The sequence below is a fragment of the Synechococcus sp. LTW-R genome (assembly GCF_014217875.1).
In the GTDB taxonomy this organism is placed as follows: domain Bacteria; phylum Cyanobacteriota; class Cyanobacteriia; order PCC-6307; family Cyanobiaceae; genus Vulcanococcus.
The window spans coordinates 1,065,391-1,085,202 of sequence record NZ_CP059060.1; the positions used below are offsets into that span (position 1 = coordinate 1,065,391).

The window sequence follows — 19,812 nt, forward strand, 5'->3', positions numbered from 1 at the left end:
GCTCAAGAGCTCCACTGGAGCAGCTGAAGCTCACTGGAACGCCGACTGATCAGCACCAACTGGTCCCCATCGAAGGCGACAGGGAGGCCGGTGACCCGGCGCAGTTGTTGACGATCCAGCAAGGCCACACCACAGGTTTCGACCAGCAGCGCTGGCATCAGCCCGGGAGAGCCGCGCATACCGAACAAATCCAGGGCCTGGCGGACGGCGCGGGAGGAGGTGTCGCCGCCGAGGCGCTCCACCATCTGGGGCCACAGGTGATTCACGGGTTCAAAACCCGAAAGATCGAGGTCGAACAGCTGCATCCACTCACTGTCTGACCGCGGGCGGACCCGGGTCAAGCCCGATTCAGCTGGACGTAATGGGGGGCATAGAGAAAGACCCGCTCGCCCAGTCGCACCTGCTGGGCATCGAGGGCCACCGCTGCACCCGAGAGAAAGTCCACCGCCCGCTGCAGCTGGTTCTCGGGCAACGCGCTCAAGTTGACCACCACCGTGGCCTGGTCCTGCAGGGCTGTGATCGCCTCCTGCACCGCATCAAAACTGGGCGGATGGATCACGATCACCTCCGGGCCCCAGCCCGGAGTGTCCTGCTCAGATCGCGGAAGAAACGGGTCCATCAGCGCCTCAGGTCCTTCAACTCTCGGCTTCCGGTTCGTCGGGTTGAACCTCCTGGGGCCGGAAACGCTCCAGCATTTCGACCGTGGGATGAATCGTCTCGAGGGCGTCTTCGTTGTCGAGGAAGGCCTCAAAGGAGCGGAAGCGGCAAATCGTGGGTTCGATCTCGGGATCGCTGCAGACCTCTTCCCAGCTCAGATGCTTCGGCCTGAGCTCCTGGAAATGGGTCAAGGCCTCCTCCAGATCACCAGCATCACCACAGTTTTCTCCCTTCCAGAGCAACTCAAAAAAGGTCACAGCGATGGGCGATCAGGTGGGCTGAGCCTACGAAGGTCCAGGCACAAAAAAAGCTGGGCCACAACAGTGGCCCAGCCGAGCATCGAAAACGTGGCGAGAGGATCAGTCCTCTTCGGCTTCAGCGCCTGCAGGGATCAGTTTGATCTGCTTGCGGCCGAGCTTGATCTCGAATTCGTCACCGGGCTCCAGACCGAGCAGGGCCGTGTAGGCCTTGCCGACCAGGAGGTTGCCATTGCCCTGAACCGTGGCGACATAGCTGAGTTTGCGGCCACCCTTGCCGGTGCCGCCGCCACCACCGCCAATGCTCAGGCCCTTGGCCTCCAGCAATGCCTCATAAAACGCGGTGAAGTTCAGACGCTCCGAACCATCCTTCTTGTTGCTGACGTAACCGCAGGAGCGCACAAGATCAGACTTGCTGACATCACCCAGCTCTTTGACCTTGGAGAGAAGATCAGATCCGGTGAGCATTGAATAGAGATTCGGTTGACAAAAAGATAGCGAGCGAAAGAGCACTTACCCAGGGGGATGGTGTGCATGAAGAGACATTGCACACTCAAGCCACATCAATCGAGCTCCCTAAGGTCAAGCCAGACACAGCCGTTGACCATGATCGTTGGCGAAGTTTTTCTCGAGAGTGTCTCGACCGGCGTGATCACCGCTGAAGAAATCGCCTGGATCACAGCCAAACAAAGTCAATTCGACCGGCAAGAGGAAGCGATGGCCCTCAAACTCGGTCGCTTGCTCGATGAAGGCGTGATCCAAATCGGCTGCCGGATGCTCGGGGAGCACGCGGCCTCGGCCTAAATCAGCTCGGGATGATTGGGGTCCCCCTTAAAGGGGCCTTCCACCCCAGACGTAATCCAGCCGCCGTAAAAACCGCCGGGCTGCGGACGCACCAGCTCCCCGTCGATCCAGCAGCCGTCCATCAGGCCCGGATACAGCGCAATCCATCCGGCAATGGGATCAAAGCTAGGGGTGGGGTTCGCATAGCTCCAGGCCGCCTTGGCTAAGCAGCGATCGCCAAAGTCGATGTCGAAGTAGCTGGCGATCCCCTTCCACTCACAAAAGCTGCGGCCGCCAGCTGGCACCAAGGCGCCTTCGGCGAAGGATTCCGCTGGCAAGTAGTAGGTGGGTGGGTGGAAGGTCTCCAGCACACGAAAACTGCTCTGGGTTTCGGCCAAGAGCTGCCCAAAGGCGCGCACCACGATGTGCTGGCTGGAGGCCTGCAGAGCCGGGGGCCGGGGGTATTCGCAAACGCGTTCTGGCATCCGCTCAGCCCTCAACCCGGAATGAAATTGCGCAACTTGCGCGCTTCCTCTCCAGCGCGCTGCTGGAGTTCGGCGTCGCTCAGTTGATCGTCTTCACGCACCATGGCCGCGATCACATCGGACTCCTCCACCTGGAACTGGCACTCAGCCGCCCAGCGCAGCAGGTCAGAGAGGTCCATCGGTGTCTTCAGCCGTTCCGCCAACTCCGGCTTCGAGCGGGCGTACTGCAGAAAGGCGTCCAACTGCTGAAGCGACACGACCCGAACTTGCACGTGGTCCCGGTCTAACGGACGCAGCCCTCGTCAAAGGGCGGATCGCGCAGCAAACTTGCCCCAGAGACGTCCATCGGCATGGCCACCCCCCTTCCCCAATGGATGCGCCTGCTCGGTGCCGGGCTCACGGGGCTACTGGCCGTGTTGTTTGTGGTGGTACTGCAACAGACCCGTGAACAGGGTCAACGGCTGCAACAACTGCAGGAGAAGGTCCAGACCATCGAGAACGCCAACGACCTAGAGCGCACCAACGCCCTCGAAGAGCAGCTCCGCTCGACGGTGGAGCGCCTGCAGACCCTGGAGGGGATCGAGCAGAAGGTCCAAAGCCTGAGCAGCCAGGTGCAAACCCTCAGGGATTTGCAACGGAGCCGCTCCTCGCTGTTCCCCTACGACTCCAGGGAGCCCGGACCGCGCTCGCTCCCCGCCCTGCCCCAACTGCCCTAAACGCAGGGATGACCAGCGCGAGGCGCTTCCAGCAGATCCAGACACCGGTCATCCCCGTGATGGCCCAGTTGATCGCGGCGACCCCCGGGACCCTGTCGCTGGGACAAGGCGTCGCGCCCTGGGCGCCGCCACCAGAAGTGATCGAAGCCGTTCAGGGCGCCCTCCTCAACGATCCCGACCTGCATCGCTATGGACCGGTGGCCGGCGACCCGGAACTGCGGGCCGAGCTGCAGCACTGGCTCGAGCAACAGCATCAGATCGACTGCAGCGGCAGCGAAATCCTGATCACCGCCGGCAGCAACATGGCCTTCCAAGCGGTGGTGCAGGCCCTGTGTGACCCAGGGGATGAAGTCATCCTTCCGGTCCCTTATTACTTCAACCATGAGATGGCCGTCCGCATTGCCGGTGGGAGTCCGGTGGCGGTGGATGCCGGTGTGATCCCTGACCCCGATCGGCTCGAGCAGGCCATCAGCGCACGCACGCGAGCGATCGTCACGGTTTCCCCCAACAACCCCAGCGGAGCCATCGTTCCTAGGCCCGTCCTGGAGGCCATCAACCAGCTCTGCGCCCGCCACGGCCTGATCCACATCAGCGATGAGGCCTATGCCCTCTTCCACTACGGAGCCGAGCAGCCCTGGAGCCCCGGTGCGGCGAGCGGCAGCGGCGGCCACACCGTCAGCTTGGGCTCCCTCTCCAAAAGCCACGGCATGGCGGGCTATCGCATCGGCTGGGCCGTGGTGCCACCAGACTTGATGTCCGCGCTGACCAAAGTTCAGGACACGTCCCTGATCGGGCCACCGAAACTGAACCAATGGGCGGCCCGGGCGGCGTTGGCCGCAGGGGCGACCTGGTGCCACGACAAGATCGCAGGCCTCGCCGCCCGGCGGGAGCAGGTCCTCCAAGCCTTCAACGGGCATCAGCCCGGGAGGCTGCTCTGCCCACCGAACGGCGCCTTCTACGCCTTGGTCCAGGTGGAGTGCCCCCTGAGCGCCGACCAGCTCATGGAGCGGCTGATCCGCGAGCACCGCGTGGCCTTAGCTAGTGGCAGCAGCTTTGGACTTCACGGTGCCTGCCTACGCCTGAGCTACGGGATGCTCAGCGGCGACGACCTCGGCGAGGCCCTGCAGCGGCTCCAAGGGGGGCTGTTGGCCTTGAGCTAATCAGCCTTTGACTGCATCACCGGTGGCACTGGGGAGGATGAAGCGCTGCAGACCAATGAACAGCACCAGGACGGGAACGATCGAGACGACCGCACCGGCGGCGACGAGGCGCCAATCCAAGGAAAAACTGCTGGCCAGTTGCTGCAGACCCAGCGGAAGGGTGTAGAGGGACCGGTCATCCAGGATCACCAGCGGCCAGATGAAGTCACTCCAGGTGCCGATGAACACAAACATCGCCAGGGTGATCAAATCGGCCTTGGCCGCCGGAATCATCACGTTCCACCACTCACCGAGACGGCTGCAACCATCGATCCGGGCCGCTTCCTCGAGCTCGACCGGCACCCCCGCGAAGCTCTGCCGCAGCAGAAAGATGCCGAAGGCGGTGGCCGCCTGGGGAATGATCAAGGCCCACAGGGTGTTGCGCAGCCCCAGCTGCACCATGAGCAGATAAAGCGGGATCATCACCACCTGGAAGGGGATCAGGATCGTGGCCACCACCAGGGCCAGAACGAGACCCCGCCCCGCGAAGCGCATCCGCGCCAGCGGGTAAGCCGCCAGGGAGCAGAAGAGCAGGTTCGCGACTACCGCGCAGCCGCTGACAATCGTGCTGTTGAGGATGTACCCCCACATGGGGTTGTCCTCAAACAAGCGCAGGTAGGCCTCAAAGCTGGGCTGGCTCGGAAAGAGCGCCGGGGGGCTCGTGAAGATGTCTTCCGCCGGCCCCTTTAAGGAGGTGCTCACCAACCAGAGCAGGGGCACCAGCATTGCCACCGCAATCAGCAGCAAGGCGATCAACTGCAGCCCGCGCAACAGAACGGGTTGGTGACGGCCAGCCATCAAAGACGCGGGCGATCGGCGGGCGTTAAGTCACCCACCGGCAATGGGGCTTTCTGGGGATGCAGGGGAGAGCGCTGGCTGCCTGCCACGAGGCGGTTCAGGGCATTGACGAAGGCCTGGGCCGCCGCCACGACGATGTCGGTGTCGGCGGCATGGCCGGAATAGAGCACCCCATCGGCCCGCAGACGAATCGTGACCTCACCCATGGCATCGATGCCTTCGGTGACGGACTTCACGGAAAACTCCACCAGTTCGTTGGGGACACGGGCGAGCTGGTTGAGGGCCTGGCAGACCGCATCCACCGGCCCGGTGCCGATCGCGGCCTCGGTCAGCTCGGCGCCATCGCTATTGACGAGGGTGACGGTGGCGGTGGGTTGCAGGCTGGTGCCGGTGCTGACCTGCACCAGCTTCAAGCTGTAGGTCGCCTGGTCTTGCTGCTGAACCTGCTCACTGACGATGGCCTCGAGATCGCGGTCGGAGATCTCACGCTTGCGGTCCGCCAACTCCTTGAAGCGGGCAAAGGCATCGTCGAGGTCCTCGCGCTCGAGGTTGTAGCCGAGCTCCTCCAAGCGCGCGCGGAAGGCACTGCGACCGCTCAGCTTGCCCAAGGAGATGCGGTTATCGGCCAGACCGATGGTGCGGGCATCGATGATTTCGTAGGTCAGGCGGTTCTTGAGAACCCCGTCTTGGTGGATGCCACTTTCGTGGGCAAAGGCGTTGGCGCCGACGATCGCCTTGTTGGGCTGCACCGCCATGCCGGTGAGATTGCTGACCAGGCGGGAGGTTTTGTAGATCTCCTCGGTGCGGATGCCGGTGAGCGGTTCGCTGCTGCTGGCGTCGCGGCCCAGGAAGGGATTGAAGTAGCTGCGGCGCACATGCATCGCCATCACCAGCTCCTCCAAGGAGGCATTGCCGGCCCGCTCGCCGATCCCGTTGATCGTGCACTCGAGCTGGCGGGCTCCGTTCTTCACGGCCTCCAGGAAGTTGGCGACAGCCAAACCCAGATCGTTGTGGCCGTGGACTGAGATGACCGCCTGATCGATGTTGGGCACATGGCGGTTGATCCCGTCGATCAAGGCGCCAAATTCCGATGGGGTCGTGTAGCCGACGGTGTCCGGGATGTTGATGGTGGTGGCCCCGGCGGCAATCGCCGCCTCGATCACCAGGTACATGAACTCCGGATCGGAGCGGCCGGCGTCCTCGCAGGAGAACTCGACGTCCTCCACCAGGGAGCGGGCGTAGGCCACCATCTCACCGGCGATGCTCAGCACCTCAGCACGGCTCTTGCGGAGCTTGTGCTCGAGGTGGATGTCGCTGGTGGCGATAAAGGTGTGGATGCGGCGATGGGCGGCCGGCGCCACCGCATCGGCGCAGGCCTTGATGTCGCCCTTGGCCGCCCGGGCCAGGCCACAGATCACGGGGCCATCGGCCGTGCCCACGCTGGCGGCGATGCGCTGCACCGCATTGAAGTCACCAGGACTCGCGAACGGAAACCCCGCCTCGATGATGTCGACGCCAAGCCGGGACAGCTGCTGGGCGATCGCCAGCTTCTCCTCGAGGTTGAGGCTGGCCCCAGGGGATTGCTCCCCATCGCGCAGGGTCGTGTCGAAGATCAATACCCGGCCGGGATCGCGGGCCATGGCGGCTACAAGTCGGAATGGTTATGAGTTATGCCCACTCTAGTCGTGAGGGCCGGGATGCGGCTCAGCCGCTTCAGTGACCGTCGGTCTTCTCCAGCTGGGGCTTCAGGCTGGAGAGGTCAACGAAACGGTCGGCCGCGTTGCGCAATTCCCGAGGGACCATGCCCTCGGTGCTCATCAAGACGACCTTCAAACCCCGGATCCGCAGCACTTCGAGAAGGCGCTCGAGATCACGGCTGCCGCTCATCACCCAGACCTCATCGATGCGATGGGCCACGGCCATCAGGTCAATGGCGATCTCCACATCCAGGTTGGCGCGGGCGAATTGACGCTGATCGGAGTCGTGCCCAACTTCCCGCAGGGGTTTGGTGCGGACCGTGAAGCCCAGGCTGGCGAGAGCATCCCGGAACGGCCGTTGGTCCGTGGCGTCCTTCAGGCCGGTGTACCAAAAGGCCGAACCCAGCTCCACACCGGATTGCGCCGTGGCGTACTCCAGCAGCCGGCGGGGATCAAAAAACCAGCCCAGTTTTTGCTGCACGTAAAACATGCTGTGGCCATCCACCGCCAAAGCCAGCTGCATCGGCACCCCTTCGCTCCGTCGAGCCTAGAAGTTGCACCTAAAGTCCACTGACTCTGAGCAGGGGCGTTGGCCGCAGGACCCGCTGACGCTGGCGATCTAGCGCTGGTTCTCCACGCGCACCTGCCATACGTGCACTCCAGCGCACCCGGCTCCCTGGAGGAGGACTGGTACTTCCAGGCCCTCCTGGAGTGCTACTTGCCGCTGCTGGACACCCTGGAGGCCGCCGCCGCGGACCCCGCGCAGCGGCCGCGACTGACCATGGGTCTCTCGCCAACGCTCCTCTCCCTGCTGAGCAACACGCTCCTCAGCCAACGCTTTCTCCCCTGGCTGGAGGTGCGCGAGGAGCTGCTGCGCCAAGCGCCAGCGGACCATGGCGCTGCGGCTGCCGACCTCGGCCTCAAGCTCCAACGGGCCAAACAGGCCTGGGTCCAAGCGGGCGGCAATCTGCTGCCCCGCTTTCAGCGGCTGCAGCAGCTCGGGGTGCTCGATCTGCTCACCTGCGGGGCCACCCACGGCTATCTGCCGCTGCTGCGGGATTGCCCGGAAGCCGTTCGCGCGCAGCTGCTGACCGCGGTGCGCGAACACGAGCGTTTGCTCGGTGTGCGGCCCCTGGGCATCTGGCTCCCGGAATGCGCCTACTACGAAGGGCTGGATCGGCTGCTGGTCAGCTGCGGCCTGCGCTACGCGATCCTCGACGCCCACGGCCTGCTCCATGGACAGCCGCGGCCGCGCTATGGGGTCTACGCACCGATCTGCAGTCCCGGTGGGATGGCCTTCTTCGGACGGGACAGCGAATCCACCCTGCCCGTTTGGAGCGCCCGGGAGGGCTACCCCGGCGACCCCAGCTACCGGGAATTCCATCGGGATCTGGGCTGGGATCTGCCGCAGGAGGAGCTGCAGACGCGGGGCATTACCAGCCAACGCCCCCTGGGCCTCAAGCTCCATCGCGTCACCGGCAGGCAGTGCAGCCTCGAGGACAAGCAGGCCTACGAGCCCGAGCAGGCCGGGGTGACGGTGAAGCGCGACGCACAACACTTCCTGGCTGGCCGAGCCCAGCAGCTCGAGGACCTCAGCGACTCGATGGAACGCCGTCCGCTGCTGGTGGCGCCCTTCGATGCCGAGCTCTTTGGCCACTGGTGGTTTGAAGGCCCCCAATTCCTCGCTGAGCTCTTCCGCCAAGCCCCGCGCCAGGGTGTCGGCCTAGCCACCCTGCGGGAGACCCTGAGCCGCGGGGATGCCCTGCAGCTCTGCCAGCCCTCCCCCTCCAGCTGGGGGCAAGGCGGCTATCACACCTACTGGCTCAACGAAAGCAACGCCTGGGTCATCCCCGAATGGAACCGAGCCTCCCGGGCGATGGTCGATCGCGTCAGCCGCGGGGTCGGCAGCGAGCAGGCCAGGGAGTGGCTGCAGCAGGCCGGCCGGGAGTTGTTGCTCGCCCAAAGTTCAGATTGGAGCTTCATCCTCCGGGCCGGCACGACGACGGAGCTGGCGAAGGAGCGCATCGAGCGCCATCTCGAGCGCTTCTGGCTGCTGATCGAGGCGATCAACACCAACACCCCACCGCCGGAGGGATGGCTGGAGGCGGTCCAACGGGAGGACGGGCTCTTCCCCCTGATCAACGCCGCCGACTGGGCCCGGCTTCCCACCCCATGAGCGATCCCCGTCCATCTCTGCTGGCGCCCAAGGCCCAGCAGGCGTTACTCAACGCTGCGCTCCCGCCGGAGTTGGGCTTCGAGCCCACCTTGCGCAGCCATGACGCCGCCCCGCCCGAGCGCAGTCGACTGCGGGTGCTCCAACTCAATCTCGGCAAGCTCTGCAACATGCAGTGCTCCCACTGCCACGTGGATGCCGGCCCCCATCAAGGTCACACCCAGATGGGCGACGCGGTCGTCGAGGCCTGCATCGCAGCCATCGACCGGCTCAGGCCGGAGGTGCTGGATCTCACAGGTGGGGCCCCCGAACTGCACCCTCGTTTTCGCGATTTGATCCGTGCCGCCCGCGAGAGGAACTGCCATGTGATCGACCGCTGCAACCTCACGGTTCTGTTGCTGCCAGCCCTGGGCGACCTCGTGGGTTTTCTGGCGGAACACCAGGTGGAAATCGTCGCCAGCCTGCCCCAACCGGAGGAGAGCAGCACCAACGCCCAACGGGGGGAGGGCACCTGGGAGGCCTCGATAGAAGCCCTGCGCCGTCTCAATGCCAACGGCTACGGCCAAGGGGACAGTGCGCGGCAACTCACCTTGATGAGCAATCCCTGCGGCACCCAACTGCAACAGCTCACGCCCTGCGATGAGGTGCGCTGGAAGGCGGAGCTGCAGGACCAAGCCGGCGTCAGCTTCGATCGGCTCATCGGTCTGAACAACATGCCGATCGCCCGCTTCCTGCAACAGCTGCAGGCCGATGGACACGTCAACTGTTATCTGAAGCTGATCCAGGGCGCCTTCAATCCAGGGGCTCTCTCCGGACTGATGTGCCGCGACACCCTCTCGGTGGCCGCGGACGGATCGCTCTACGACTGCGACTTCAACCAGATGCTCGATCTTCCGCTGCGTGGGGGAGCCCGCATCGACGCCATCGGACTGGAGCAATGGATGGATCAACCGATCCGCTGGGGCAACCACTGCTTCGGCTGCACCGCCGGCCAGGGGAGCTCCTGCGCGGGCGCTACGGCTTAAGCAACCGCAGCATCAACGGCAGCTCCCGTCCCTGCTGCTGCATCAAGCCCAGCCGCACACTCCAGGGGGCCACGGCGAAGAGCCGCACCATCGCGCCCACCAAGGCCGGCAGGGTCAAGGTGTTGGTCAAGAAGCCGTACCACTGCGGCGTCGGAAGGGAGAAGAACGTGGCGAAGAACTGCCTGAGCTGCCCCTCGGGGTAGCGCATCAACTTCTCCAGGCCAAAGCGATAGAGCGCATGTTTGCGCTGCAGCTCCAAGGGCCAGAGGGCCTGCCAAGCCGCCCGGGCCAGGGATGGCGAGGGGAGGTTGGCATCGGCCAGGCCATCGGCAATGGCCTGAGCCAGCGCGGGTGCCCGCCGCAGCAGCGAGCCGACCATGTAGCCGGAGGCGGGATGAACCAAGGTGGCGCCACCACCGAAGGCGAGCAACTGCTGATCTAAATCCGGCAGGGGCATGTTCATCGGGAAGAGACAGAACTCCTCCTCCTCCACGGCCAGGACGTCGATGCCGCGGTGCGCGAGCCGCTTCAGCAGACGTGCCTTGAGCACGTCGTAGGGAACCGCTGGAGCCAAGGCCAAGGAGGTTTCCTCGACAAAGAACCGCCCCTCACCGAAGTCCATCGCATAGAGAAAGGTCGGAGGTCCGCAGCGGCGCTCGGCCTCACTCAGGTGGTCGCAGCGGTAATCCATCAGGACAAACTGCCCGGGCTCCACCGGGGGTTTCGAGAAGCGACCCACGATTCCGTAGGCCGCCTGCCCCGCCACCGGCCCCTCGTCCGGACGCTTGAGGAATGGGCTGTGATGGCCAGTGCAATCGAGCACCAAGCGGGCCTCGAGCCGATCCCCCTGATCGGTCGTGACCACCGAGCTCCGCTCGTGGTGCTCCATCGCCACAACGGCCCCACGCGTCCAAGCAACACCGGCAGCCTGGCAGGGGGTCAACCAATGACGCTGAAGCGCGGCCTTGTCGAAGAGGCCGTAGTCGATGCCATGGGCAAAGGGCTGACTGCCCAGGTCTGCACCGAAGTAGCTGCTCGTGTGGCTCCAGCGGTGACCGAGCAAGTGGTCCAGGCCCAAGGCATCCACCTCCGGCCCCCAGATGCCGTAGGTGTTCAGCCAGGGAGCCTCCGGTGAGGAGGGGGCAACAGCCGCGACCTTCACGCCACGCTCGACGAGCGCTGCCGCGATGCAGAGCGCCGCTGGACCAGCGCCCATCACCAAGACCTCGGCAGTCATGGGCGCACGACGATCGCCAGGTGTCTCACTGCGCGGGAAATCAGGCTTCCGTGCTCTCGTTGAGGCTCTCGCTCTCGGTCTCGGCGGTCGCGCCCTCCTCGAGCGCGTCTTCGTCCTCCTGGGCGGGAGGCACCAGAACCACTTCCGAGAGGCGATCGCCGCTGTCGAGGCGCTGCAGCTTGACGCCGGTGGCGGCGCGGGACTGCTGCGGCACCGCATCAGCCTGCATCCGCACGATCACCCCGCGCTCACTGATCAGCAGCAACTCCTCACCCGAGCCGAGCACCCGCAGGCCGACGAGCACGTCGCCGTCGCGGCGGAATTTCATCGCCCGCAGGCCCATGCCGGCACGCTTCTGCAGGCGGAACTGATCCACGGGAACGCGCTTACCCAAGCCGCTCGCGGAGGCTACGAGCACCCAGGGACCATCGCTGGGGGCGACCTCCTCCGCGTCATCGTCGTCGCTGCCGGCACTGCTGCCTTCGACGCGATCGGCGAGCTCAACCGGCAGGACGTCCATGCTCACCAGCTGATCGCCAGGGCGGAGGTTCATCGCCCGCACGCCACGGGCCGTGCGGCCCAAGGGCCGAAGCTCCTCGTCACTGAGGCGGAAGTGGATGGTCATCCCGTTCCGCGAACCAATCAGGACGCTGTCGCCCGGCTGCGCCAGACGCACCCAGGTCAGGGCATCCCCCTCCTCGAGCGAGATCGCAATCAGGCCATTGGAGCGGATGTTGGCGAAGGCCGAGAGCCGGGTGCGCTTGATGTAGCCGCCACTCGTGAGCATTACCAGAACGGCATCTTCCGCGAACTCACTGACGGCCAGCAATGAGGTGATCTGCTCCTCACGCGGGATCGGCAAGAGCTGAACGATTGGCGTGCCCTTGGCAGCCCGGCTGCAGAGGGGGACCCGGTAGGCGGGCACGGTGTAAACGACACCGCGATCCGAGAACAGCAGCAACGAGTCATGGTCGTTGCAACTGATAAACAGCCGAACCGCCTCCTCTCCCTGGGTCTTCGTGCCGGCCTTGCCACGGGTGCCGCGGCTGGTGGCTTCGAACTCACTCACCGGCATCCGCTTGAGGTAGCCGTTCTCCGTCAGCAGAACGACCGAGCGCTCGTTCGCGATCAGATCGATGTCTTCAAGACCCCCTTCGATATCGAGGATCTCGGTGCGACGCGGGGAGTCGTAGCGGGAGCGAATCACTCCCAGCTCCTCGGTGATCAAGCCATAGACCCGTTCTTTGCGGACCAGGATGTCCTTGTAATCGGTGATCTTGGCGAGCAGGTCCTCGTGCTCAAGGCGGATCTTGTCGGCCTCGAGGGCGGTCAGGCGACGCAGCTGCATCTGCAGGATCGCGTCGGCTTGGATTTCACTCAGCCCGAACTGCTGCACTAAATCCAGACGGGCGGTCGCCGTGTCAGCGGCCCCGCGGATCAAGGCAATGATCGCGTCGAGGTTGGCCAGCGCGATCAGTAGACCGAGCAGGATGTGGTCGCGCTCCTCGGCCTTGCGCAGCAGATAACGGGTCCGGCGCTCAATCGTCTCGACCCGGAACTCGAGGAAGACCTCGAGCATCTTGCGCAGGGTGAGCAGCACCGGCTCGCCGTTCACCAGCGCGAGCATGTAGGCACTGAAATTGCTCTGCAGTGGCGTGAGCTTGAACAGGTTGTTCAGCACCACCTGGGGATAGGCATCCCGGCGCAATTCGATGACGATCCGCATGCCGTCGCGGTCGGATTCGTCGCGAATGTCGGCAATCCCGTCGAGCTTCTTGTCGTTCACCAACTCGGCAATGCGCTCGATCAGCGCGGCCTTATTGGTCTGATAAGGCAACTCCGTGATGATCACGGCGTCGCGATCGGGACGCCCCTTGGCCTCGACCGTCTCAATCGCGGCCACACCGCGCATCGTGACGGAACCGCGGCCGGTTTCGTACATCTCCCGAATCCCGCGCCGACCCAGGATTTGACCGCCGGTGGGGAAGTCAGGTCCTTTGACGATGGAGGTCAGCTCACGATCGCTGACTTCGGGGTTAGCGATCAGCGCGAGCAGGCCATCAATCAGCTCGGTGAGGTTGTGGGGCGGAATGTTGGTGGCCATGCCCACCGCGATCCCCGTCGAGCCATTCAGCAGCAACTGCGGGATGCGCGCCGGCATCACCGTTGGTTCTTGCTGGGAGCCATCGAAGTTGTCGATGAAATCGACGGTTTCGCTCTCGATGTCCTCCAGCAAGCTGTCGGTCGTCAGCGCCCTCAGCCGCGATTCGGTGTATCGCATGGCGGCAGGCGGATCGTTATCCACCGAACCGAAGTTGCCGTGGCCGTCGATGAGCGGCATGCGCATGGAAAAGTCCTGCGCCATGCGCACCAGCGCGTCGTAGACGGCGGTATCACCGTGGGGGTGGTACTTACCGAGCACCTCACCCACCACACGGGCGCACTTTCGATAAGGCCGATCACTCGTGAGGCCCAGCTCGTACATGGCGTACAGGATCCGCCGGTGCACGGGTTTCAAACCATCGCGGGCATCGGGCAGCGCCCGTCCCACGATCACGCTCATCGCGTACTCCAAATAGGAGCGCGACATCTCGTTGCGAAGGTCAGCCTGAATAATTCGGCCGTCGGATCCGCCTGGTCCTTCTCCGTCCCCCGAGGGCAGCTCACGGGGTTCGGTTGGATCCGCCATTCGTGACAGCTTTGATTAGAACGCATTTTATCGGTAGTTGCGCCTGTGTCTTCCTCCCCTGGGACCATTCCCAATCGGAGCGAGACCGAGCTGCAGCAGTGGCAGCGTGAGGGGCGGCTCCAGGTCCGCAGCGCGACAGCGTTCCGTGCGCTCGCCCAAGAGCAGGGACTCGAGCAGGCCTACCGCGAAACCCATGTGGTCGTCGCCAGCGATGCCGAGCTCACGCAGCAGGCCTCCTTGGTGCTGCATCTGGGCCCCAGCGACCCACCGATCCGGGTGCGCCAAGTGCGATTTGGCCCCGCCGAAGGTCATGGCGGCCACGGCAATACCGACCTGTTAATTCCGATGGGATCGGGGGGAGCCCCCCTGCTCAGCGCCCTGCTGAAGGGTCAACGCCTCCCTCTCTCGATCGGCGGGGCCCCAAGCCAGCAGCAGCCCAAGGTCGAGCTGGAAACCGAACTGGGATTAGCGGAGATCCCCTGCGGCCGCCTGCTGCTGCACCGCGGCATCTGCGAAAACGGCGTCGTGGCCGTCAGCAGCCGGGAAGGACTGACGCCGACGCCCTGGGGGCCGGTGCTGGGGCCATGGACCAGCGCCCTCTACAGCTGTAGGGGCCCCGGCAGCATTGGTCTGAGCATGCCTGGACTCCAGGACCTCGGAGCGGGATCCCCTGTGCTGGTTGGAGGAGCGATCGGCTGGGTCAGTGGACCGGGGAGCGGTCACAACCCCGCAACCAAACGCAGCCCCAGTGGCCATGCCCTTGGCCCAGGGGCCTGCTGCGCCCTTCAGGTGGACCTCCACGGGCTGAAGCCTTCGGCGATCCGCTCCACCCGTTTGCCCGATGGCAGTAGCGGGCTGCTGGTGGCCATTGCCGCACCCATTCCGCTGTTGAACCGCAGCAGGGCCGAGCAACTGCTGGCTCCAGCAGAGGCACTCTCCGCACCTCTGTTGGACTTCGGGATCCCACGGCGCGTCCGCCCCAGCCCAGCGAGCGCGACCTACGCAGAACTCCTCAGCGGCAGCATTCGTCTTGGCGAGCGGCAACTCAGCGCCGCACCGGCCCACAGCCCGAGGCTGGCGGAAGAGGCGGCCGCCCAACTCCAGGAAATGCTGCAAAGCGGAGACTTCCCCCTGCGCTTGCCCCTCGCCCCGCTCCCCAGTGATCGGACTGTGCGGGCGCTGAACTAACCCTGCCGGAACCATCACAGACCAAAAACGGCCGTAAGCTCCCGTTTCCGTTGCGTTCTAACCAAAGCCATGGCTGATGCTGCTGCCCCCCAGCCGGACGCCGAGCAGCAGCCCGAACTCGAGGCTCTGGAGACCGGCGCGTCAGAAGCGACCCCTGACTTGAGCGAAACCGTCGCCGCCGAAGCCGACGCCCCGGCCGACGTCATTCAGGCCGAGCCGATCGTTGAGGTGGTGGAAGAGAAGCAAGAGGAGGCACCCCCGGTCCCCGCAGCCGTCCTTGAGGAGCCGGCAGCCCCCGAGCCCGAGCCCGAGCCGGCGAACGTCTGGACCCCACAGGTGGCGAGCACGACCGATGTTCCGGCCAGCCCTGCAGCCGTGTCCTCGGAAGGAGAGGGCGGCGAGTGGGAACTGCTGGTCGAGAAGGTCAAGCAGTGGATCGCCAGCGGCCAAATCCAGCAGCAGTGGGAGACGGCCCGCACCCCCATCACCCTGCTGGCGGGGCTGATCGGCGTCCTGCTGGTCCTGCGCGTCTACAGCGCCCTGCTGGGGGTGGTTGAAAGCCTGCCGCTGCTCCCCGGACTGCTGGAGCTAGTCGGGGTCATCAGCGTGGTTCGCTTCAGCCTGACCCGCCTGGTCAAGAGCAGCGATCGCCATGAGGTCATCGATGGCCTGAAGCAGCGCTGGAGCAGCTTTCGGGGCAATCGGTAGCAGACGGTCTGAAGCCAGGAGCAGTCAGGCCGGTTGATAGCTTGGCTGGATTGCTTCAAAAGGTCTCAGGTGGACATTCAGCTCGGCCGTTCCCGTACTGTGCGCCGCGCCTACGGCATCGATGAAATCGCCCTGGTGCCTGGTGGTCGCACGGTTGATCCGGCCGTCACCGACAGCAGCTGGACCCTGGGCGGAATCACGCGCGAAATTCCGATCATCGCTAGCGCCATGGACGGCGTGGTCGACGTCGGGATGTGCGTCGAGCTGGCCAAACAGGGCGCCCTCGGCGTGCTCAACCTGGAGGGCGTCCAGTGCCGCTACGACGACCCGAACCCCGCCCTGGATCGCATTGCCTCGGTGGGCAAGGAAGAGTTCGTGCCCCTGATGCAGGAGCTCTACAGCCAGCCCGTCCGGGAAGACCTGATCCGGAAGCGCATCAGTGAGATCAAGGAGCGCGGCGGCATTGCCGCAGTGAGCGGCACCCCCGTCGCAGCCTTGAAATTCGGCAAGGCCATCGCTGAGGCCGGCGCTGATCTGTTCTTCGTGCAGGCCACCGTGGTCAGCACCGAACACATCGGACCGGAAGGCCAGGAAAGCCTCGACCTCGAAGCCCTCTGCCGCGATTTCGGCGTTCCCGTGATCATTGGCAACTGCGTCACCTACGACGTCGCCCTGAAACTCATGCGCGCCGGTGCCGCTGGCGTGATGGTGGGCATCGGCCCTGGTGCCGCCTGCACCTCCCGCGGCGTGCTGGGCATCGGCATTCCCCAGGCCACCTCTGTTGCCGACTGTGCAGCGGCCCGCGACGACTACATGAAGGAAAGCGGCCGCTACGTGCCGATCGTTGCCGACGGCGGCATCGTCACCGGCGGTGACATCTGCAAGTGCCTGGCCTGCGGTGCTGATGCGGTGATGATCGGCTCCCCCATTGCCCGCTCGGCGGAAGCTCCCGGACGCGGCTTCCACTGGGGGATGGCCACGCCCAGCCCCGTCCTTCCCCGCGGCACCCGCATCAAGGTGGGGACCACCGGCAGCCTGGAGAAGATCCTGCGCGGACCGGCCTCCCTCGACGACGGCACCCAGAACCTGCTGGGCTGCATCAAGACCTCGATGGGCACCCTGGGGGCTCGCACCCTCAAGGAAATGCAGCAGGTGGAGGTCGTTGTCGCTCCGTCCCTGCTGACCGAGGGCAAGGTCTATCAGAAGGCCCAGCAATTGGGCATGGGCAAGTAGGCGATCGCGTTAGCCTCCGGAGTGTGTGGGCCCAAAACCCTCACACTCCTCACACCCCCCGGCTCGGCGCGTCCGAGCTTTCACTCTTTCAAGGGAGAAGCGCCTTCCGGCGCCAGCCCCCAGTTACGAGTTCCTCCAGGCCTCTGCCGAAGCCCAAAACTCGTTGCTAAATTCCGAAAACCCTGATCCCTGACCGGATGTCCAGCGCCGCAGCCGTCACCGACGCTTCCTTCGAGCAAGACGTGCTCAAGAGCGATGTACCCGTTCTTGTGGATTTCTGGGCTCCCTGGTGCGGCCCCTGCCGCATGGTCGCTCCGATCGTTGACGAGATCTCGAAAGAGTTCGAAGGCAAGATCAAAGTCTTCAAGCTGAACACCGACGAGAACCCCAACGTCGCCAGCCAGTACGGCATCCGCAGCATTCCCACCCTGATGGTCTTCAAGGACGGCCAAAAGGTGGACACCGTTGTCGGCGCCGTGCCCAAGACCACCCTCTCCGGCACCATCTCCAAGTACCTCTGAGCGTCAACGGCCCAGGCCTAGACCTCCCCTCAAGCCCGGCCATTGGCCGGGCTTTTCTGTCCTGATCCCCCGCGATGGCGATCGAGAGAAGTCCGCTTGAGGCGTTAGCCGATGCCCTCGAGGGCCATCCGCAACGCCGCTCGATCGAACGCAGTGTTGTGCGGCTGCTGGAGATTGCCCGCAACAGCAGCGATCCCGATGAATGGCGGCTGATCACCGGGGCCCTGGCGGACATCCGCGATGGCTTGGACGTCTTCGCCCCCCATCGTCAAACCCGCAAGGTGACCGTGTTCGGCTCCGCTCGTACCGAGCCGACCGAGGCGGCCTATCCCTTGGCCCAAGAACTCGCCCACGAAGCCGCACGGCGCGGCTTTGAGGTGATGACGGGTGCCGGCGGCGGCGTGATGGAGGCCGCCAACCGCGGAGCCGGCTGCGAGAACAGCATCGGCCTGAATGTCGATCTGCCGTTTGAGCAGCACGCCAACCGGTACGTGAACGCCTGCGATGGGCGCCTGCTGCATTTCCGCTACTTCTTCACGCGCAAGCTCTTCTTCCTGCGAGAGAGCGATGCCCTGGTGGTGATGCCCGGTGGGTTTGGCACCTTTGATGAGCTCTTCGAAGCGCTGACCCTAATCCAGACCGGCCGCACACCGCCAATCCCGGTGGTCCTTCTGGCTCCAGAGGGCGATCCTTTTTGGAGCAACTGGCTCGCGACGATCGAGGGCACCCTGCGCGATCGAGCCCTGATCTCTCCGGAGGACACCGCGCTCTTCAAGCAGGCCAGCAGCGCCGCTGAGGCCCTCGAGCAGATCAGCCACTTCTACCGGGTCTTCCACGCCGTGCAATTTGCGGAGGAGAAGCTGGAGTTGCTCCTGCACTGCCCCCTGCCCGCCACCACGGTGGTGGAGCTGAACCGTCGTTTTGATGCCCTGGTGGATGAGGGGAACATCAGCCAAGGCGAGAGCTCAGACCGCAACGGCATCCTTCGGCCCTGTCTGCGATTCCACCTGGATCGCCGCAAGGTGGGTCTGCTCTATCAACTCATCGATGTCCTGAATGGACTGCCTCTGGAGGTCCCGCCCTCGATCGAGCAACCTGGACAACGTGTCTGCACCCCTTCGCCCGCCCCATGACGCGCATCGGCCTGATCGACTACGGGATGGGCAACCTGCACTCAGTGCAGCGGGCCTTTGAACGGCTCGGCTGTGAGGTGCGGATCCTGCAGCAGGCCGAAGCCATGCAGGACTGCCAGGCCCTCGTACTCCCCGGCGTGGGTGCGTTTGACCCGGCCATGGAACGGCTGAACGCCTCTGGACTGGTGCCGGCAATCAAGACCTGGTGCAAGACAGGGCGCCCGTTGCTTGGAATTTGCCTGGGGTTGCAGCTGCTCTTTGAGGGCAGTGATGAAGGATCAGCCGCTGGCCTTGGTCTACTCGCGGGGCACATTGCAGCACTCCCCAAAGTTCCAGGGCACCCGATTCCCCACATGGGCTGGGAAGCCTTGATTCCAGGGACGCCCTCCCCGCTCCTGCCTGAGGGATCCCCCGAGAGCTGGGTGTACTTCGTGCACTCCTTCGCGGCGCAACCCAGCGACCCCAGCTGTGTGACCGCCTTGGTCTCCTTCGCGGGCCAGCCCGTCACGGCCGCGGTCTGGCAAGGCAGCGTTGGCGCCTGCCAATTCCACCCAGAAAAATCCTCTGAAGCCGGCGAGCAGCTGCTGCGGCTCTGGCTCAGCTGGGTCGAGGCCCAGGCATGAGCCTGCGGCTCAGCGGGGGACGCAAACTGCAGAGTCCCCCTGGAGAGATCGCCAGGCCGACCGCCTCGCGGGTCCGCCTGGCGGTCATGAACATGCTGGCGGCGGAGCTTCCTGGCGCCCACTGGCTGGATCTCTTCTGCGGCAGTGGCGTCATGGGCTGCGAAGCCCTCCTAAGGGGCGCATCCCAGGTCGTAGCAGTCGAGCAGGACCGGTGCGTCAGTGCGATCGCTCGCAGCAATTTGGAGACGGTGGCCTCCAGCCTGGAGCCGCGGCCAACCCTGCACGTCGTCCAACAGGAGGTCCTTCGCTGGCTAGACGCACCCCAGGGGGAGGGCTTCGATCTGGTCTATGCGGATCCCCCCTATGCCGCAGGTCTCTACGAACCCCTCCTGGAGCGGCTGGCCGCAGGGGAGTGGCTTCGGCCCCATGGCCTGGTGCTGCTGGAGCACGCAACAAAAAACCCGCCGGAGCTTCCGGCGGGCTGGGAGGTGGAGAAGCAAAAGCGCTACGGCAGTTGCAGTCTCGTGATGCTTTCACTCTGCTGAGATCAGCCGCCCAGGGCGCTGCCACGGCGGTACTGGTTCCAAGCTGCCACGAACAGGCCAAGCAAGGTCACGGGAATCAGACCGAGCACGATGCCGCAGAGCAGGGGTTCGATCATGGAAGGGCAGCCAGCTTTGGTTGCACAAT

General features: G+C 64.8%; 24 protein-coding genes. 12 read left to right on the top strand and 12 right to left on the bottom strand.

What is annotated here, in order from left to right:
- Positions 1-2: 2 nt before the first annotated feature.
- From H0O22_RS06020 to H0O22_RS06035, 4 genes are all read right to left on the bottom strand, one after another.
- Positions 3-305 carry a hypothetical protein gene (locus tag H0O22_RS06020; protein ID WP_185188054.1) on the bottom strand — a complete coding sequence of 101 codons (303 nt, stop codon included), beginning with the start codon at positions 303-305 and terminating at the stop codon, positions 3-5.
- Between the two features lie 32 nt (positions 306-337).
- A complete protein-coding gene (locus tag H0O22_RS06025; RefSeq protein WP_185188055.1) occupies positions 338-619 on the bottom strand; it encodes a cell division protein SepF in 282 nt (93 codons plus the stop codon).
- A gap of 16 nt (positions 620-635) precedes the next feature.
- Positions 636-914, bottom strand: a complete 279-nt coding sequence (locus H0O22_RS06030) for a hypothetical protein (protein WP_185188056.1) — start codon at positions 912-914, stop codon at positions 636-638.
- 102 nt (positions 915-1,016) lie between these two features.
- The gene (locus tag H0O22_RS06035) at positions 1,017-1,382 is read right to left on the bottom strand and encodes an AbrB family transcriptional regulator (protein ID WP_185188057.1); all 366 of its coding nucleotides are present in this window, start codon (positions 1,380-1,382) and stop codon (positions 1,017-1,019) included.
- Between the two features lie 138 nt (positions 1,383-1,520).
- Between H0O22_RS06035 and H0O22_RS06040 the strand changes: the two genes are divergently transcribed.
- On the top strand, positions 1,521-1,718 hold the full coding sequence (locus H0O22_RS06040; protein WP_185188058.1) for a hypothetical protein: 198 nt from the start codon (positions 1,521-1,523) through the stop codon (positions 1,716-1,718).
- Here H0O22_RS06040 and H0O22_RS06045 read toward each other — a convergent pair.
- Both H0O22_RS06045 and H0O22_RS06050 read right to left on the bottom strand, forming a co-directional pair.
- Positions 1,715-2,182 (bottom strand): DUF427 domain-containing protein, encoded by a 468-nt coding sequence (locus H0O22_RS06045; RefSeq protein WP_185188059.1) that lies wholly within the window; start codon positions 2,180-2,182, stop codon positions 1,715-1,717. The two genes, H0O22_RS06040 and H0O22_RS06045, sit on opposite strands and share 4 nt — an antisense overlap.
- 11 nt (positions 2,183-2,193) lie before the next feature.
- Positions 2,194-2,439, bottom strand: coding sequence for a Nif11-like leader peptide family RiPP precursor (locus H0O22_RS06050; RefSeq protein WP_185188060.1), 246 nt, complete (start codon positions 2,437-2,439; stop codon positions 2,194-2,196).
- Between the two features lie 93 nt (positions 2,440-2,532).
- Here H0O22_RS06050 and H0O22_RS06055 point away from each other — a divergent pair, with 93 nt between their 5' ends.
- Together H0O22_RS06055 and H0O22_RS06060 are read left to right on the top strand one after the other, a co-directional pair.
- Positions 2,533-2,898 (top strand): hypothetical protein, encoded by a 366-nt coding sequence (locus tag H0O22_RS06055; RefSeq protein ID WP_185188061.1) that lies wholly within the window; start codon positions 2,533-2,535, stop codon positions 2,896-2,898.
- A gap of 8 nt (positions 2,899-2,906) precedes the next feature.
- Complete coding sequence (locus H0O22_RS06060; RefSeq protein ID WP_185188062.1) at positions 2,907-4,058, top strand: aminotransferase class I/II-fold pyridoxal phosphate-dependent enzyme; 1,152 nt, start codon at positions 2,907-2,909, stop codon at positions 4,056-4,058.
- On the opposite strand, the gene H0O22_RS06065 is transcribed toward H0O22_RS06060, so the two are convergent.
- From H0O22_RS06065 to H0O22_RS06075, 3 genes are all read right to left on the bottom strand, one after another.
- The gene (locus H0O22_RS06065; protein ID WP_185188063.1) at positions 4,059-4,895 is read right to left on the bottom strand and encodes a carbohydrate ABC transporter permease; all 837 of its coding nucleotides are present in this window, start codon (positions 4,893-4,895) and stop codon (positions 4,059-4,061) included. It abuts the gene before it with no gap.
- On the bottom strand, positions 4,895-6,535 hold the full coding sequence (locus H0O22_RS06070; protein ID WP_185188064.1) for a 2-isopropylmalate synthase: 1,641 nt from the start codon (positions 6,533-6,535) through the stop codon (positions 4,895-4,897). Before H0O22_RS06070 ends, H0O22_RS06065 begins: the two co-directional genes overlap by 1 nt.
- A gap of 73 nt (positions 6,536-6,608) precedes the next feature.
- Complete coding sequence (locus tag H0O22_RS06075) at positions 6,609-7,115, bottom strand: NYN domain-containing protein (RefSeq protein WP_185188065.1); 507 nt, start codon at positions 7,113-7,115, stop codon at positions 6,609-6,611.
- A 66-nt stretch (positions 7,116-7,181) separates the two neighbouring features.
- Between H0O22_RS06075 and H0O22_RS06080 the strand changes: the two genes are divergently transcribed.
- Together H0O22_RS06080 and arsS are read left to right on the top strand one after the other, a co-directional pair.
- Positions 7,182-8,768 (top strand): glycoside hydrolase family 57 protein, encoded by a 1,587-nt coding sequence (locus H0O22_RS06080; protein ID WP_255439513.1) that lies wholly within the window; start codon positions 7,182-7,184, stop codon positions 8,766-8,768.
- Entirely contained in the window at positions 8,765-9,790 is a 1,026-nt protein-coding gene (gene arsS / locus H0O22_RS06085; protein ID WP_185188066.1) for an arsenosugar biosynthesis radical SAM (seleno)protein ArsS, read from the top strand. Before H0O22_RS06080 ends, arsS begins: the two co-directional genes overlap by 4 nt.
- Here arsS and crtL read toward each other — a convergent pair.
- Both crtL and gyrA read right to left on the bottom strand, forming a co-directional pair.
- Positions 9,780-11,027, bottom strand: a complete 1,248-nt coding sequence (gene crtL / locus H0O22_RS06090) for a lycopene beta cyclase (RefSeq protein WP_185188067.1) — start codon at positions 11,025-11,027, stop codon at positions 9,780-9,782. The two genes, arsS and crtL, sit on opposite strands and share 11 nt — an antisense overlap.
- Positions 11,028-11,067: 40 nt before the next feature.
- Positions 11,068-13,716, bottom strand: coding sequence for a DNA gyrase subunit A (gyrA, locus tag H0O22_RS06095; protein ID WP_185188068.1), 2,649 nt, complete (start codon positions 13,714-13,716; stop codon positions 11,068-11,070).
- A gap of 45 nt (positions 13,717-13,761) precedes the next feature.
- Here gyrA and H0O22_RS06100 point away from each other — a divergent pair, with 45 nt between their 5' ends.
- The 7 genes from H0O22_RS06100 to rsmD all read left to right on the top strand — a co-directional run bounded on the left by H0O22_RS06100 (position 13,762) and on the right by rsmD (position 19,667).
- On the top strand, positions 13,762-14,904 hold the full coding sequence (locus tag H0O22_RS06100; RefSeq protein WP_185188069.1) for a homocysteine biosynthesis protein: 1,143 nt from the start codon (positions 13,762-13,764) through the stop codon (positions 14,902-14,904).
- A 69-nt stretch (positions 14,905-14,973) separates the two neighbouring features.
- Entirely contained in the window at positions 14,974-15,612 is a 639-nt protein-coding gene (locus H0O22_RS06105) for a CAAD domain-containing protein (RefSeq protein WP_185188070.1), read from the top strand.
- A 69-nt stretch (positions 15,613-15,681) separates the two neighbouring features.
- The gene (locus H0O22_RS06110) at positions 15,682-16,845 is read left to right on the top strand and encodes a GuaB3 family IMP dehydrogenase-related protein (RefSeq protein ID WP_185188071.1); all 1,164 of its coding nucleotides are present in this window, start codon (positions 15,682-15,684) and stop codon (positions 16,843-16,845) included.
- A 197-nt stretch (positions 16,846-17,042) separates the two neighbouring features.
- Complete coding sequence (trxA, locus tag H0O22_RS06115) at positions 17,043-17,366, top strand: thioredoxin (protein ID WP_185188072.1); 324 nt, start codon at positions 17,043-17,045, stop codon at positions 17,364-17,366.
- A 74-nt stretch (positions 17,367-17,440) separates the two neighbouring features.
- Complete coding sequence (locus H0O22_RS06120; RefSeq protein ID WP_185188073.1) at positions 17,441-18,499, top strand: TIGR00730 family Rossman fold protein; 1,059 nt, start codon at positions 17,441-17,443, stop codon at positions 18,497-18,499.
- Positions 18,496-19,122 carry an imidazole glycerol phosphate synthase subunit HisH gene (gene hisH, locus H0O22_RS06125; RefSeq protein WP_185188074.1) on the top strand — a complete coding sequence of 209 codons (627 nt, stop codon included), beginning with the start codon at positions 18,496-18,498 and terminating at the stop codon, positions 19,120-19,122. The genes H0O22_RS06120 and hisH overlap by 4 nt, the downstream gene beginning before the upstream one ends.
- Positions 19,119-19,667 (top strand): 16S rRNA (guanine(966)-N(2))-methyltransferase RsmD, encoded by a 549-nt coding sequence (gene rsmD / locus H0O22_RS06130; RefSeq protein WP_185188075.1) that lies wholly within the window; start codon positions 19,119-19,121, stop codon positions 19,665-19,667. The genes hisH and rsmD overlap by 4 nt, the downstream gene beginning before the upstream one ends.
- Before the next feature lie 2 nt (positions 19,668-19,669).
- Here the strand turns inward: rsmD and petG are convergent, their stop codons facing one another.
- Positions 19,670-19,783: a cytochrome b6-f complex subunit V gene (gene petG, locus H0O22_RS06135; protein ID WP_006041770.1), complete on the bottom strand. Its 114-nt coding sequence runs from the start codon at positions 19,781-19,783 to the stop codon at positions 19,670-19,672.
- Positions 19,784-19,812 lie beyond the last annotated feature (29 nt).